The sequence below is a fragment of the Ottowia pentelensis genome (assembly GCF_964341695.1).
This window is the reverse complement of the sequence record NZ_OZ224513.1, coordinates 1,751,686-1,766,959: the sequence shown is the minus strand read 5'-3', so window position 1 is coordinate 1,766,959 and position 15,274 is coordinate 1,751,686. Positions and strand designations below refer to the sequence as shown.

Here is a 15,274-nt window from a genome sequence, read left to right as displayed (position 1 = left end):
TGTGCAAGCACACCGCTGTACCCGACTCCGCGTCAAGCCAAGCCGCCCGGCCCAGCCCGGCGGCTTTTTCTTTGCCCCGTTCCTGGTATTGAGCCCGTCCCCATGCCCCTGCCGCCCCCACCCGCCAAGCGTGGCGCCCGCCTGTCTTCCGACGTCATCGACCTGTCCGCCCGCCGCGCGCCGGCCGGCGGCGGCGTCGCAGCGGTCGCGGCGCCCAAGCCCAGCGTGCAAAAGCCTGCCCTGACCAGCCCCGCCGTCGCCCTCGCGCCCAGCCCGGCCGTGGCGCGTGCGCCGCTGGCACCGCCGATCGCCCCGGCCCCTGCGGCGGCGCCGCGCGCACGCGCGCCCAGGGCCGGCGCCGCGCGCCAGCCCAAGGCGCGCAGCAACGGCACGCCGCGCCTGTTCGTGCTGGACACCAACGTCCTGCTGCACGACCCGACGGCGCTGTTCCGCTTCGAGGAGCACGACATCTTCCTGCCGATGATCGTGCTGGAAGAGCTCGACGCCCACAAGAAGGGCATGACCGAGGTGGCGCGCAACGGCCGCCAGACCAGCCGCCTGCTGGACGCGCTGGCGGGCGTCAAGGGCGCCGACATCGCGCGAGGCCTGCTGCTGAGCGCCACCGGCCACGCCGAGGCCACCGGCAAGCTGCACCTGCAGACCACCCCGCTCGAATCCAATCTGCTGGCGGCCCTGCCCCAGGGCAAGGCCGACAACCAGATCCTGGGCGTGGTGGCCGCGCTCAAGCAGCAACAGGCCGGCGTGGACGTGGTGCTGGTGTCCAAGGACATCAACATGCGCGTCAAGGCGCGCGCCCTGGGCCTGATTGCCGAGGACTACCAGAACGACAAGACGCTGGACGACGGCGATTTGCTGTATTCGGGCACCCTGCAGCTGCCGCCCGACTTCTGGACCCGCCAGAGCAAGACCATCGAAAGCTGGCAAAGCGGCAGCGCCACCTACTACCGCATCGGCGGGCCCATCGTGGCCAGCCTGCAGATCAACCAGTTCGCCTTTTTCGAGGCGCCGGGTGAGCCCAGCCTGTACGCCCGCGTGACCGAGATCCAGGGCAAGACGGCGGTGCTGCGCACGCTCAAGGACTACACCCACCTGAAAAACGGCGTCTGGGGCGTGACGGCGCGCAACCGCGAGCAGAACTTCGCCTTCAACCTGCTGATGGACCCGGAGATCGACTTCGTCACCCTGGCCGGCACGGCCGGCACCGGCAAGACCCTGCTGGCGCTGGCCTCGGGCCTGACGCAGGTGCTGGACGACCGCCGCTACACCGAGATCATCATGACCCGCGCCACCGTCAGCGTGGGCGAGGACATCGGTTTTCTGCCCGGCACCGAGGAAGAAAAGATGGGCCCCTGGATGGGCGCGCTGGACGACAACCTGGAGTTTCTGGCCAAGGGCGACGGCGGCAATGCCGGCGAGTGGGGGCGCGCCGCCACCAACGAGCTGATCCGCAGCCGCATCAAGATCAAGAGCATGAACTTCATGCGCGGGCGCACCTTCATGAACAAGTGGATCATCATCGATGAGGCGCAGAACCTGACGCCCAAGCAGATGAAGACGCTGATCACGCGCGCCGGCCCCGGCACCAAGATCATCTGCATGGGCAACCTGGCGCAGATCGACACGCCCTACCTGACCGAGGGCTCATCGGGCATGACCTTCGCCGTCGACCGCTTCAAGGGCTGGTCCCACGGCGGACACGTCACGCTGGCGCGCGGCGAGCGCTCGCGGCTGGCGGATTTCGCCAGCGAGGTGCTGTGAGGCGGCGGGCACGGCGCTGCCGCGCCCAGCCCGCCCGAACCCTCAAACCGACAGGTAGCGCTGCAGCAGCTCGGGCTGCTTCTTGAGCTCGGCCGCCGGCCCCTCGTGCACGATGTGGCCGTTGTTGAGGATGTACACGCGCGTGGCCAGCGCCAGCGTGGCGGCGATGTTCTGCTCGATCAGGACGATGGTCTGACCCGACTTGGCCAGTTCGCGGCACACCCGCACCAGGTTCTGCACGATCACCGGCGCCAGGCCTTCGAACGGCTCGTCCAGCAAAATGATCTTGGGGTCGCGCACCAGGGCGCGGGCGATCGCCAGCATCTGCTGCTCACCGCCCGACAGATCGGTGCCGCGGCTGGTGCGCCGCTCCTTCAGGCGCGGAAAGATCTCGTAGATGCGCTCCAGCGGCCACTTGTTGGGCGCGGTCAAGCCAGCGAGAACGATGTTTTCCTCGACGTTCAAGCTGCCGAAGATGCGCCGCTCCTCGTGCACCAGCTGCATGCCCACGCGGGCGATCTCGTGCGCCTTCTTGCCGGCCAGCTCCTGCCCGTCGAGCTTGACGCTGCCGGTGCGCGGCGTGACCACACCCATCAGGCTCTTGAAGGTGGTGGACTTGCCGGCGCCGTTGCGTCCCAGCAGGGCCACCACTTCGTTCTTGTCCACGTGCAGCGAGACATCGAACAGGATGTGGCTGTCGCCGTAGTAGCTGTTCAGGTCCTTGACTTCCAGCAGGCTCATCACACTTCCTCCATCACGCCGCCGAGATAGGCTTCCTGGACCTGGGGATTGCTCTTGATTTCATCGGGCGTGCCTTCGACCAGCAGGCGCCCTTCCTGCAGCACCGTCACCTTGCTGACCAGCTCGAACAGCGAGTCCATGTCGTGGTCGATGATGACCAGCGTGCGGCCCTGCGCGATCGACCGGAGCAGCGCCACGGTCTCGACGCGCTCCTCCGCGCTCATGCCGGCCAGGGGCTCGTCGAGCAGCAGCAGGCTGGGGGTGGTGGCCAGCGCCAGGCCAATTTCCAGCCGACGCTTTTCACCATAGGCCAGTTCGGAGACATGCGTGTCCAGGCGCTCGGTCAGGTGCACCAGCGCCGCGGTGCCGGCCACGTGCGCATCCAGCTTGGGTACCTTGTGCAGGTCCTTGAACAGGTCGAGCTTGAATTTGCCGCGCAGTTCGCCGAGCGCGGCGATTTCCAGGTTCTGGCGCACCGTCAGCTTCTCGAACAACTGGTTGATCTGGTAACTCTTGGTCAGGCCCAGCTGGCAGGCGTCGATCACGCCCATGCCGGTGATGTCGCGCCCGTCGAACACGATCTTGCCGCTGGTGGGCTGCACCTCGCAGGTCAGCATCTTGAAGAAGGTGCTTTTGCCAGCGCCGTTCGGGCCGATGATGCCGCGAATCTCGCCGTGATCAACGCTGAAGTTGATGTCGCTGTTGGCCAGCAGGCCGCCGTAGCGCTTGGTCAGACCGGTCGCCTGCAGGATCGGGCCCTCGTGCGTCCGCGTGTCCTTGCGCGCCGCCTGCATGTCAGCCGTGTCGGCGCTGCTCGCCTGGGTGGGCTGAGGAGTCGCTGCCACCTTGGCCGACTTGGGCCACACCAGATGCCACAGGTCGATGATCGCTCCCGCCAGGCCGCGGCGCAGGAACACCACCAGCAGCACGAACACCACGCCCAGGATCAACCGCCAGGCAGCGCCCAGCTTCAGGGTGACCTGGAAGAAGTCGCTCAGATAAAGCCACACCGCGGCGCCCAACAGGGGGCCGAACAGCGTGCCGGCACCGCCGATGGCCGTCTGCATGACGATCTCGCCCGAGGTGGCGAACATGAAGGCGTCGGGCGGCATGAAGCCCTGCATCATGCCCAGCAAGCCGCCGGCAAAGCCCGCGTACATCGCGGCCACGACGAACACCGCCAGCTTGTATTTGCGGATGTCGTGCCCCAGCGCCTCTGCCCGCAGCGGGTTCTCGCGAATCGCGCGCAGCACCAGCCCGAAGGGCGAGCGCACGATGCGCAAGGCCAGCGCCAGCGCCACGAAATACCAGAAGGCGAAGAACACGTACATCGACAGGTTGCTGTCGAATTCGAGCGTGGTGAAACCCAGGCTCACGCTGGGCGTGGGCACCCCGGCCAAGCCGTTCTCGCCGCCGGTGAAGTCGGACAGCGGATTGAACTCCAGGTAGAAGAACACCTCGGCGATGGCCACGGTGATCATGGCAAAGTAGATGCCGGTGCGCCGCAGCGCCACCAAGCCCACCAGGTAACCCAGCACGCCGGCGGCAATGGTGCCGATCAGCAGCGCGAACAGGGTGTTCTGCATCGACGTCTGCGTCAGCAGGTAGGCGGCGAACATGCCGCCCGAACCGAAGAAGGCCGACTGGCCGAACGACAGCAGCCCGGTGTAGCCAAACAACAGGTCGAAGCCGATGCCGACCATGCCCCAGATCAGGATCCGGTTGATGGTGGTCGGCGTGAAACCCAGGTGCGGCAGCACGAACGGCGCCGCGATCAGGGCCAGAATCGTCAGTACCTCGGCACGGTATGGAAATGGTCTGCGCATCGAAAATTCCACCCTGTTCTTATTCACGGCCCACCGCGCCCAGCAGACCGCGGGGACGGAACATCAGCACCAGCGTCATCACCACGAACAGCACGACGTAGGAATACGCGGGGTTGATCATCGAGGTCAGGCTGATCAGCTCACCGGCGATCAGGCCACCCAGCACGGCGCCCGGGAACGAACCGACGCCTCCGATCACCACCACGACAAAGGTTTGCACCAAAATCGCTTCGCCCACGTCCGGCGCCAGCGACACCACCGGCGCATTCACGATGCCGGCAAAGCCCGCGGCCATGGCGCCGATGCCGAACACCAGCATGAACACGCGATAGACGTTGATGCCCAGCGAATCGACCATCACCGCGTCCTCGATGCCGGCGCGCACGATCATGCCGATGCGCGTTCGATAGAGCACGAAATAAAGCGCCAGCAGAGCCACGGTGACGATGGCCAGCAGGCCGATGCGGTAGGTCGGGTAGACCATGAAGCCCAGGTTCGTGATGCCCATCAGTGGCCCCGGTGGCGGCACCGCCTTGGACAGGCTGCCAAAGGCAAAACGCACCAGTTCCACCATCACGATGCTCAGGCCGAAGGTCACCAGCAGTTGGTCTTCGGGTGGGCGCGAGTAGAAGTGGCGGATGATGACCCGCTCGATCACGATGCCGACCAGCATCACGAACAGCGCGCCGCAGATCACGGCGACGACGAAGGAGTTGGTGTAGGTGAACGCCACCCAACCGGCGTAACCACCCAGCATGAACATCGCGCCATGCGCGAGGTTGAGCACGCCCAGCGTGCCGTAGATGATCGTCAGGCCAGAGGAGATCAGCGCCAACAGGGCGCCGAGCACCAGCCCGTTGAACAGTTGTGAAATGAAGTTGGCCCAGTTAAGCACGCGCGACCGTCCTGATGCTGGTTGGTGAAATGTGAGTCAGGCAGGCGCGAATGTGGCGCTGCGATCGGTCCGACGGCAACCGATCGCACGCGGCTTCGCCGCCCGACATGACGGCAAGAGACAACCGAACCCATCGCCCGCAAAGAAGCGGACGACGGGATCCGGATGGCGGTCAGGTGTAGCTGCCGAGCTTGCAGCCGAAGGCCGTGGGCGACTGGATCACGTCCTCGCCCTTCTGCGTGTCGACCACCGTCCAGAAGTCCTCGGGGTTCTTCATGTCCTTCTTGGCCTTGCCGCGAACGACGAACACCGGGCGCACGCACTGGTGATCCTCGGGCCGGTAGTAGACGTCGCCAAACAGCGACGGCATCTTCTCGCCCTTCTCCCACTGCTTGATCACGTCGGGCGGATAGAAGCTGCCGGCCTCGGTGACCATGCGTGCCCAGTGGGCAAAACTGACGTAGGCATTTTCAGCGCCCCACTCCGGGGCGTAGCCATATTTCTTGCGGAAGGCGTCGACGAACTCCTTGGCCATCGGATACTTGTCCTCCAACTCCCACCAGAATTCGGTGGCGGCAAACACGCCTTCGCTGATGTCCACCCCGGCTTCCTTGGCGAAGAACGGGATCTGGTAGGGCAGCACCAGGGTCATCTTGGGCAGCAGGCCGAACTGCTTGGCCTGCTGGCTCGACAGCACGGCGTCGCGGCCCCAGTTGACGTTCATCAGGAACTCGGCGCCCGAGTTGGCGATGTTGGTCAGATACTGGCTGAAATCCTGCGTGCCCAGCGGCGAAACCTGGTTGGTCACCGTCGTCCAGCCGCCCTTTTCCTTCAGGTATTTCTCGGTCGACGCCGTCGTCGTGTGACCGTAGGTGTAGTCGGGCGTCATGAACGCCATCTTGCGGTTCTTGCCGAAGGTCTTGACCAGGATCGGGCCGATGGAATTGGCCGCCATCTCGCCGAAATACCCCTGGCGGAAGCCGTAGCGCACGCAGTCCTTGCCGGTGGTGTCGTTGGAGCCCGAGATGCCGGGCATGTACATGAGTTTTTCACGGTCGCAGAACTTGTTCAGCGCCACGGCCACGGCCGACGAGGTCGAACCCGTTGCCAGGATGATCTTGTTCTGGTTGATGAAGGTCTGGATCGACTGCACCGCCTGGTTGGGCTTGGCCGCCGAGTCGGCCGAAACCAGCGCCACCTTCTTACCGAGCACGCCCTTGTTGATCTTGGGCGCGATCTTCTTCATCAACGGATGGTCCGTGTTCATGTGCTCCACGGCCAGTTCCCAGCCCTTGAGCTCGTCGGCGCCCTGCACCGCGTAGGTGCCGGTCAGCGGCACCGCCGCGCCGATGTACACCGTGTCGCCCTGCGAGCCGGCCGGCCAGGTGCCCATGGCGGGCTTGTCGGCGGCAAAGGCCCACTGCACGCCACCCACGCTGGCCAGCACGCCGGCGCCAGCCGCCTGCGCGCCGCGCTTCAGCGCACCGCGGCGCGACAGGGCAAACGCGCCCTCTTGTTCAGACTCAAGCTTCGACATATCGACAGTCTCCTTTCGTGACTTCTTGAACCGGTTGCGGGGCAGCGCCCACCGCCGCCCCGAACGCCTGGCATGCCGAACGAGGCTGCCAAGCTCACCGGAACCGCACCATTGCAGCAACCCACTCAAGGCGGATCGAACACCCGCCCCTCAGGTCAAGTCATGATGTATTGCCAAATGTAGGTCTGTGCAAGACCACAGCAAAAGCTCGAAAACCCTGAACAAAATCAGCTGTTTGCCCCATGATTTGTCAGGCACCTGTAAGGCTTGGCGCGACGGGACTCATCATGGCCAAGCCGATTCGAGACTCATTTGGGTGCCAGACGGATGGCGCCATCCAGGCGAATCACCTCGCCGTTGAGCATGTCGTTTTCGAGGATGTGGCGCACCAGCTTGGCGTAGTCCTCGGGCGTGCCCAGGCGACTCGGGAAGGGCACGCCGGCGGCCAGCGCGTCCTGCACCTCCTTGGGCATGCCGAACAGCATGGGCGTGCCGAAGATGCCGGGCGCGATGGTCATGTTGCGGATGCCGCTGCGCGCCAGGTCGCGCGCGATCGGCAGCGTCATGCCCACCACCCCGCCCTTGCTGGCCGCGTAGGCCGCCTGGCCGATCTGGCCGTCGTAGGCGGCGACGCTGGCGGTCGAGATCAGCACGCCGCGCTCGCCGGTGGCCTCGGGCTCGTTGCGGCTCATCGCGTCGGCGGCCAGGCGGATCATGTTGAAGCTGCCCACCAGGTTGACCATGATGGTGCGGGTGTAGACGTCGAGCCGGTGCGGCCCGTTCTTGCCCACGGTCTTTTCGGCCGGGGCAATGCCGGCGCAGTTGACCAGGCCGGCCAGCTTGCCCAGCGACGTGGCCTTGGCCACCACGGCCTGGCCGTCGGCCTCGCTGCTGACGTCGCACTTCATGAAGGCGCCGCCGATCTCGCGCGCCACGGCCTCGCCCTTGTCGGCCTGCATGTCGGCAATGACCACCTTGGCCCCTTCGCCCGCCAGCATGCGTGCCGTGCCTTCGCCCAGGCCCGATGCGCCGCCCGTGACGATGAAAACCTTGCCCTTGATCTGCATGGAATGCTCCTGTCTGTTGGTGCGATGAAAGCCGCATTATTGGCGCGGCCGGGATGGGTCGAGCCGCGCGCGGCAACCCCGTCGCCGCCTTCGGCATTCGCACGAACGTTCGATTGAGGGTTAACCTTAGGTAGTGGAAATCCCGACCCGCGCCTAGACTGTCGCTCAATGCATCCAAAAAGGGCGCATCTCGAGCTCTGGGCGGTGCATGGCAATGAGGAGAAAACGTCCATGGACATGAACCGGCGCCAGTTTTTCCGCGTGAGCGGGGCTGGCTTGGCGGCGTCCAGCCTGGTGGCCCTGGGGTTCTCACCCACGGCGGCGCTGGCTGAAACACGCGCCTTCAAGCTGACCCACGCCACCCTCTCGCGCAGCATCTGCCCCTACTGCTCCGTCAGCTGCGGCATGATGATCTACAAGCTGGGCGACGAGGCCAAGAACGTGCACGAGCGGGTGATCCACATCGAGGGCGACCCCGACAACCCCGTCAGCCGCGGCTCGCTGTGCCCCAAGGGCTCGGGCGTGTTGGACATGATCAACTCGCCCGGCCGCGTCAAATACCCGTCCGTGCGCGAGCCGGGCGGCAAGGAGTGGAAACGCATCAGTTGGGACGAGGCGCTCACGCGCATCGCCAAGCTGATGAAGGACGACCGCGACGCCAACTTCCAGGCCAAGAACGCGGCCGGCACCACGGTCAACCGCTGGACCACCACCGGTTTCCTGATGTGCAGTTCATCCTCCAACGAGTCCAGCTACATCACGGTGAAGGTGGCGCGCGGCTTGGGGATGGTGGGGATCGATACACAAGCACGCGTCTGACACGCGCCGACGGTGTCCAGTCTGGGCCCGACTTTCGGTCGCGGAGCGATGACCAACTCGTGGACCGACATCCGCAACACGGATCTCGTTCTTGTCATGGGCGGCAATGCCGCCGAAGCCCACCCCGTCGGCTTCAAGTGGGTGGTGGAGGCCATGGAAAAGCGCAAGGCCAAGCTGATCTCGGTCGATCCGCGCTTCAACCGCACCTCGGCGGTGGCCGATTTCTACGCGCCGCTGCGCAACGGCACCGACATCGCCTTCCTGGGCGGCGTCATCAACTGGCTGCTCAGCAACGACAAGATTCACCACGAATACGTCAAGTTCAACACCGACGCCACCTTCCTGACCAAGCCCGGCTTCAATCTTGAAAACGGCCTGTTCAGCGGCTACGACGAGGCCAAGCGCAAGTACGACAAGTCCACCTGGGGCTACCAGCTGGACGAGAACGGCTACGTGAAGGTCGATGACACCATGCAGGATCCGGCCTGCGTGCTGCAGCAGCTCAAGAAGCACTACAGCCGCTACACGCCCGAGATGGTCAGCAAGATCTGCGGCACGCCCAAGGACAAGTTCCTCAAGGTATGCGAGATGCTGGGCGAGATGTCGGCGCCCGACAAGACCAGCACCATCCTGTATGCGCTGGGCTGGACGCAGCACACCGTGGGCAGCCAGAACATCCGCACCATGGCCATGATCCAGCTGCTGCTGGGCAACATCGGCCGGCCGGGCGGCGGCGTCAACGCGCTGCGCGGGCACTCCAACGTGCAGGGCGTGACCGACATGAACGCCTATGCCGAGGTGTTTTCGGGCTACCTGAGCGCGCCCACCGACAGCGACGACACGTACGAAAAGTACATGAAGCGCTGCACGCCCAAGCCCATGCGACCCAACCAGTTCAACTACTGGAGCAACTTCCCGCGCTTCTTCAACAGCCTGATGAAGTCCTACTTCGGCAAGGCCGCCACGCCGGAGAACAACTTCTGCTACGACTGGGTGCCCAAGCTGGAAGGCGGCTTCGACGCCATGCACCTGTTCGAGCTGATGCACCAGGGCAAGATGAACGGCTTCCTGTCGCAGGGCTTCAACCCCCTGGCCACGGTGCCCAACAAGAACAAGCTGTCGGCGGCGCTGGCCAAGCTCAAGTACCTGGTCATCATCGACCCGCTGGAGACCGAAACCTCCGAGTTCTGGCAAAACCACGGCGCGTTCAACGACGCCAAGCCCGAGAACATCCAGACCGAGGTGTTTCGCCTGCCCAGCAACTGCTTTGCCGAGGAAGAAGGCAGCCTGACCAACTCCAGCCGCGTGGCGATCTGGAAAGAGGCCTCCATCGGCCTGCCCGGCGAGGCCAAGGTCGACTCGGAGATCATGGCCCTGCTGTTCGTCAAGCTGCGCGAGATGTACGCCAAGGACGGCGGCGCCTTCCCCGACCCGATCGCAGGCCTGGCCTGGGACTACGTGCGGCCCACCGAGCCATCGTCGGCCGAGCTGCTGCGCGAGATCAACGGCAAGGCGCTGGCCGACGTGCTGGCGCCCGCCGATCCCAACAACCCGACCGCCCCGCGCGCGGTGCTGGTCAAGGCCGGGCAGCAGTTGCCGGGCTTCGCCATGCTGCGCGACGACGGCTCCACGGCCTGCGGCAACTGGCTGTACTCGGGCGCCTGGACCGAGGCCGGCAACATGACGGCGCGGCGCAGCCTGGACGACCCGACGGGCCTGGGCGTTTACCAGAACTTCGGCTTTGCCTGGCCGGCCAACCGGCGCATCCTGTACAACCGCGCCAGCGCCGACCCCAACGGCAAGCCCTGGGCACCCAACAAGAGGTACGAGTACTGGAACGGCAAGTCCTGGGGCGGCGCCAACGTGCCGGACATGATGCCCACGGCCGCGCCCGACATGGGCATGGGCTCGTTCATCATGAACCCCGAGGGCGTGGCGCGCCTGCACGCCATGGGCATGACCGAGGGGCCTTTCCCCGAGCACTACGAGCCGTTCGAAACGCCCATCGGCGTCAACCCCCTGCACCCCGACAACCCCAAGGCGCTGAGCAATCCCTGCGCCCGCGTGTTCAAGGGCGACATGGACGCCTTCGGCAAGAAGGAGGAGTTCCCCTACTCGGCCACCACCTACCGGCTGACCGAGCACTTCCACCTCTGGACCAAGCACGCCAGGCTCAACGCCATCATTCAGCCCGAGGCCTTTGTCGAGATCAGCGAGGAGCTGGCCAAGGAAAAGGGCATCAAGCTGGGCGACAGCGTCAAGGTCAGCAGCAACCGCGGGCACATCGTGGCCAAGGCGGTGGTCACCAAGCGCATCAAACCCTGGGACGTGAACGACCAGAAGGTGCACCTGGTGGGCATTCCCTTCCACTGGGGCTTCAAGGGGCAGACCAAGAACGGCTACATCGCCAACACGCTGACGCCCTTCGTGGGCGATGCCAACTCGCAGACGCCGGAGTTCAAGGCGTTCCTCGTGAACATTGAAAAGGTGTAGCCATGTCAAGCCTGCAAACCCAGGACGTGGTTGCCCGCTCGGCCACCACAACCCCATCGCCGCAGGCACGTTCGCACGTGCCCGAGGTCGCCAAGCTCATCGACGTCTCCAAGTGCATCGGCTGCAAGGCCTGCCAGGTGGCGTGCATGGAATGGAACGACCTGCGCGACGACGTCGGCACCAACCTCGGCGTCTACACCAACCCGATGGACCTGACGGCCCAGTCGTGGACCCTGATGCGCTTCTACGAGGTCGAGCCCGAGCCCAACCACCTCGAATGGCTGATCCGCAAGGACGGCTGCATGCACTGCGACGACCCGGGCTGCCTGAAGGCCTGCCCCTCGCCCGGCGCCATCGTCAAGTACGCCAACGGCATCGTCGACTTCATCAGCGAGCACTGCATCGGCTGCGGCTACTGCATCAAGGGCTGCCCGTTCGACATCCCGCGCATGAACCCGGTGGACAACAAGGTCTACAAGTGCACCCTGTGCTCCGACCGCGTGGGCGTGGGCCTGGAGCCGTCCTGCGTCAAGGCCTGTCCCACCGGCGCCATCACCTTCGGCCCCAAGGACGACATGGTCAGCTACGCCGAGCAACGCGCGGCCGACCTGAAGGAGCGCGGCTTCCAGAACGCCGGCCTGTACAACCCGGCCGGCGTGGGCGGCACGCACGTCATGTACGTACTCAAGCACGCCGACCAGCCGGCGCTGACGGGCCTGCCCGCCAACCCCAGTGTCAGCCCCTGGGTGTCGCTGTGGAAGGGCGTGTCCAAGCCGGTCGGCCTGGCCGTCATGGCCGGCGCCGCCTTTGCCGGCTGGTTCCATTACCTGCGCAAGGGCCCGCTGGAAGTGTCGGAAGAAGACGAAGCCGCTGCCGCCGCCGAGGCGCAGGACAGCACCCAAGGAGAGCCGCGATGAAAAAACTCCAACTGCAGCGCTACAGCGCCGGCCAGCGCTCCAACCACTGGGCCGTCGTCACCTGCTTCGTGCTCGCGGCCGTCTCCGGCTTCGCGCTGTTTCATCCGGCGCTGTTCTGGCTGACGGCGCTGGTGGGCGGGCCGCAATGGGCGCGCATCCTGCACCCGTACCTGGGCATCGCCATGTTCGTGCTGTTCCTGGGCCTGTTCTTCGCCTTTGCCGGCGCCAACGTCTGGCGCAAGGAAGACTCGCAGTGGCTGGGCTCGGCCGGCAAGCTGATATCCGAGGGCAATGCGGCGCAGATGCCACCGATCGGCAAGTACAACGGCGGGCAAAAGCTGGTGTTCTGGCTGTTCGCCCTGTGCCTGATCGTGCTGCTGGTCACCGGCGCGCTGTTCTGGCAGGCCTGGTTCGCGCCCAGTGTGCCGATCTGGCTGCAGCGCATCGCCGTGGTGCTGCATGCGCTGGCGGCCTTCGGCCTGGTGCTCACGGTCATCGTGCACGCCTATGCGGCCATCTGGGTGAAGGGCACCGTGCAGGCCATGACGCGCGGCACCGTCAGCGCCGGCTGGGCGCGCCACCACCACCCGCTGTGGTACCGTGACCAGGTGCAGGGCCGCTCGGCCAAGGCCCCGTCCAAGTGAGCTTGTTTCAACCCCTCGACCCGGCCGGCCGGTGCCCGCATCGGCGGCCGTTTGCATTGCCTTGACCAACCCGATCACTCCACCCGAGCTGCCCTCGCCCGAGCAAATCGTCTTGCGCGCGGGACTCGCCGACATCCCGTCCTTCGTCGCCCCCCAGCCCGCCACGCTGTTTGCCGAACGTGCGCTGCGCCTGCGCCAGCAGGCCGCCGGCCATGCGCTGCGCGAGTACCTGCTGTTGATGGCCGTGCTGTGCGAGGCCCTGCACGAGCGCGCGCGAACCCCGCCCGCCTTCGACCTGCCGAGCGCCGACGACATCGCAGCGGCGCTGCAGCGTGGCGAGCCGCCGCTGCCCAGCCGGCACGGGCCGCGCCCCGCGTTGTGGCGCGCCGAACTGCGCGCCGCCCTGCAACAGGTGCTGGCCAGGCTGGCGCCCGACAACCCCGCGCGCAGCGCCGTGCAGACCGTCATCGCCTGGCCGGACGACACGCTGGAGCAGCAGGCCGACCGCCTGCTGGCCGGCATCACCCTGGGCCTGAACATGGCCACCGCGCCGCTGCTGGCCGCCGGCCTGCAGTTGCACTGGGCGCAGCGGGCCGCCGCGGCCGCCGCCGCCCACCCGGAGGCGTTCGCGGCCCTGAGCGGACGCTCGTACTGCCCCTGCTGCGGCAGCCTGCCGACGGCCAGCATCACGCGCTCGGGCCAGGGCTTCAAGGGCCAGCGCTACCTGCACTGCTCGGTGTGCGGCTCGCAGTGGCGCATGGAGATGGTGCACTGCAGCCACTGCGGCGCGCACGAGGGCATCCAGTACCAGGCCCTGCAGCCGGCCGGCGAAACCGGCGCACCGGCCACGCGCGCGGCGGTCGAGGCCGAAACCTGCGAGGCCTGCCACCACTACCTCAAGATCGTGCATCAGGAGCGCGACGCCCACGTCGAGCCGGTGGCCGACGACCTGGCCACGCTCACGCTCGACCTGCTGGTGTCCGAGGCCGGCTATCAGCGCCACGGCACCAACCTGCTGCTGCTGTTCGGTGACAGCGAGAGCGTGCAACCGGAGCCGGCCTGATGAAGCGGCCCGAAGAATCCGTGGTTCACGGTTCGCAGGCCCTCGCAGACCCCCGGCCCCTGGCGCAACCGCAAGACCTGCCCGCCCTCGACAAGCTGCTGCGCCAGCCCGAAGTCGCCGCGCTCGCCGCCGAGCACGGCCACACCCTGGTTGCCGGGGCGGCACGCCAGTTGCTGGCCGGACTGCGCTCGCAGGCACTGGCCGACGCCTTGCCCTCGTCGAGCATCGAGCCCGACGCCCTGGCCACGGCGCTGAGCCGGCGCGTGCACGCGCGCCTGGCGCCGCGCCTGCGCCGTGTGCTCAACCTCACCGGCACCGTCATTCACACCAACCTGGGCCGCACGCGTCTGCCCCGCGCGGCGCTGGAGCAGATTCAGGCCCTGATGGGCGCATCCAGCAACCTCGAATACGACCTGGACAGCGGCGGGCGCGGCGACCGCGACAGCCTGATCGAAGGCCTGCTGTGCGAGCTGACCGGCGCCGAGGCCGCCACCGTGGTCAACAACAACGCGGCGGCCGTGCTGCTCACGCTGGCGGCGCTTGCCGCGCGCAAGGAGGTCGTCGTCTCGCGCGGCGAGCTGGTCGAGATCGGCGGCGCCTTTCGCATGCCCGACGTGATGAAAAGCGCCGGCGCGCGCCTCGTCGAGGTGGGCACCACCAACCGCACCCATCCGGCCGACTACCAGCGCGCCATCGGGCCGCGCACCGCCCTCCTGATGAAGGTGCACACCAGCAACTACGCGGTGCAGGGCTTCACGGCCGCGGTCGATGAGGCCGCGCTCGCCCCCCTCGCCCGCGCCCACGGCCTGCCGCTGGTGACCGACCTGGGCAGCGGCGCGCTGATCGACATGGCCGCCTGGGGCCTGCCGGCCGAGCCGACGCCACGCCACATGATCGAGGCCGGCTGCGACCTCGTCACCTTCAGCGGCGACAAGCTGCTGGGCGGCCCGCAGGCCGGGCTGATCGTCGGCCGCAAGGACCTGGTGACGCGCATCCGCAAGCACCCGCTCAAGCGCGCGCTGCGCCTGGGCAAGCTGCCGCTGGCCGCGCTGGAAGCCACGCTGCGCCTGTACCTGCGCCCCGAACGCCTGGCCGAGGAGTTGCCCACGCTGCGCCTGCTCACGCGCCCATTGGCCGACATCGCGGCCATGGCCAGCGCCGTGCAGCCGGCGCTGCAGGCCGCGCTGGCGCCGCGCTACACGGTCGAATGCGTGCCGCTGCAAGGCCAGATCGGCTCCGGCTCGCTGCCCGTCGAGCGGCTCGCGTCCGCCGGCCTGGGCATCGTCCCGGTCGAGAAGAAGGGCGCCGGCCGCGCCCTGCAGCAGTTGGCCGAGGCGCTGCGCGCGCTGCCCACCCCGGTCATCGGCCGCATCCAGGACGAGCGCCTGCTGCTGGACCTGCGCTGCCTGGAAGAGGCCCACCTGTTGACCGATCAAATCGGCCTCTTGCGCGCTTCAGACAGGCGCCAGCAGCTCTCCGATTGATAGCATCGT

The 15,274-nt window shown here is 66.8% G+C and carries 11 protein-coding genes; 6 read left to right on the top strand and 5 right to left on the bottom strand.

Features of this window, described 5'->3' with window-relative positions:
- Positions 1-102 precede the first annotated feature (102 nt).
- A complete protein-coding gene (locus ACWHMB_RS08580) occupies positions 103-1,779 on the top strand; it encodes a PhoH family protein (protein WP_377479852.1) in 1,677 nt (558 codons plus the stop codon).
- Positions 1,780-1,821: 42 nt separating this feature from the next.
- On the opposite strand, the gene ACWHMB_RS08575 is transcribed toward ACWHMB_RS08580, so the two are convergent.
- The 5 genes from ACWHMB_RS08575 to ACWHMB_RS08555 form a co-directional block, all read right to left on the bottom strand.
- On the bottom strand, positions 1,822-2,520 hold the full coding sequence (locus tag ACWHMB_RS08575; RefSeq protein WP_293221465.1) for an ABC transporter ATP-binding protein: 699 nt from the start codon (positions 2,518-2,520) through the stop codon (positions 1,822-1,824).
- On the bottom strand, positions 2,520-4,346 hold the full coding sequence (locus ACWHMB_RS08570) for a branched-chain amino acid ABC transporter ATP-binding protein/permease (protein ID WP_293221467.1): 1,827 nt from the start codon (positions 4,344-4,346) through the stop codon (positions 2,520-2,522). The genes ACWHMB_RS08575 and ACWHMB_RS08570 overlap by 1 nt, the downstream gene beginning before the upstream one ends.
- Positions 4,347-4,365: 19 nt before the next feature.
- Entirely contained in the window at positions 4,366-5,241 is an 876-nt protein-coding gene (locus ACWHMB_RS08565; RefSeq protein WP_293221469.1) for a branched-chain amino acid ABC transporter permease, read from the bottom strand.
- Between the two features lie 172 nt (positions 5,242-5,413).
- Positions 5,414-6,778 (bottom strand): substrate-binding protein, encoded by a 1,365-nt coding sequence (locus ACWHMB_RS08560; RefSeq protein WP_377479856.1) that lies wholly within the window; start codon positions 6,776-6,778, stop codon positions 5,414-5,416.
- A gap of 308 nt (positions 6,779-7,086) precedes the next feature.
- Positions 7,087-7,845 carry a 3-hydroxyacyl-CoA dehydrogenase gene (locus tag ACWHMB_RS08555; protein WP_377479859.1) on the bottom strand — a complete coding sequence of 253 codons (759 nt, stop codon included), beginning with the start codon at positions 7,843-7,845 and terminating at the stop codon, positions 7,087-7,089.
- 231 nt (positions 7,846-8,076) lie between these two features.
- Between ACWHMB_RS08555 and fdnG the strand changes: the two genes are divergently transcribed.
- From fdnG to selA, 5 genes are all read left to right on the top strand, one after another.
- Positions 8,077-11,157, top strand: coding sequence for a formate dehydrogenase-N subunit alpha (gene fdnG / locus ACWHMB_RS08550; protein ID WP_447648507.1), 3,081 nt, complete (start codon positions 8,077-8,079; stop codon positions 11,155-11,157).
- A 2-nt stretch (positions 11,158-11,159) separates the two neighbouring features.
- Complete coding sequence (gene fdxH, locus ACWHMB_RS08545; protein WP_377479865.1) at positions 11,160-12,074, top strand: formate dehydrogenase subunit beta; 915 nt, start codon at positions 11,160-11,162, stop codon at positions 12,072-12,074.
- Complete coding sequence (locus ACWHMB_RS08540) at positions 12,071-12,718, top strand: formate dehydrogenase subunit gamma (protein WP_377479868.1); 648 nt, start codon at positions 12,071-12,073, stop codon at positions 12,716-12,718. Before fdxH ends, ACWHMB_RS08540 begins: the two co-directional genes overlap by 4 nt.
- 61 nt (positions 12,719-12,779) lie before the next feature.
- Positions 12,780-13,781, top strand: coding sequence for a formate dehydrogenase accessory protein FdhE (gene fdhE / locus ACWHMB_RS08535; RefSeq protein ID WP_377479871.1), 1,002 nt, complete (start codon positions 12,780-12,782; stop codon positions 13,779-13,781).
- Entirely contained in the window at positions 13,781-15,265 is a 1,485-nt protein-coding gene (selA, locus tag ACWHMB_RS08530) for an L-seryl-tRNA(Sec) selenium transferase (RefSeq protein WP_377479874.1), read from the top strand. Before fdhE ends, selA begins: the two co-directional genes overlap by 1 nt.
- Positions 15,266-15,274: the final 9 nt, after the last annotated feature.

Bases quoted from the DNA above. Each gene is read 5' to 3' on its own strand.
- ACWHMB_RS08570 (WP_293221467.1), bottom strand. From the start codon at position 4,346: ATGCGCAGACCATTTCCATACCGTGCCGAGGTACTGACGATTCTGGCC.
- ACWHMB_RS08540 (WP_377479868.1), top strand. From the start codon at position 12,071: ATGAAAAAACTCCAACTGCAGCGCTACAGCGCCGGCCAGCGCTCCAAC.
- ACWHMB_RS08575 (WP_293221465.1), bottom strand. From the start codon at position 2,520: ATGAGCCTGCTGGAAGTCAAGGACCTGAACAGCTACTACGGCGACAGC.
- ACWHMB_RS08560 (WP_377479856.1), bottom strand. From the start codon at position 6,778: ATGTCGAAGCTTGAGTCTGAACAAGAGGGCGCGTTTGCCCTGTCGCGC.
- fdxH (WP_377479865.1), top strand. From the start codon at position 11,160: ATGTCAAGCCTGCAAACCCAGGACGTGGTTGCCCGCTCGGCCACCACA.
- selA (WP_377479874.1), top strand. From the start codon at position 13,781: ATGAAGCGGCCCGAAGAATCCGTGGTTCACGGTTCGCAGGCCCTCGCA.
- ACWHMB_RS08580 (WP_377479852.1), top strand. From the start codon at position 103: ATGCCCCTGCCGCCCCCACCCGCCAAGCGTGGCGCCCGCCTGTCTTCC.
- ACWHMB_RS08555 (WP_377479859.1), bottom strand. From the start codon at position 7,845: ATGCAGATCAAGGGCAAGGTTTTCATCGTCACGGGCGGCGCATCGGGC.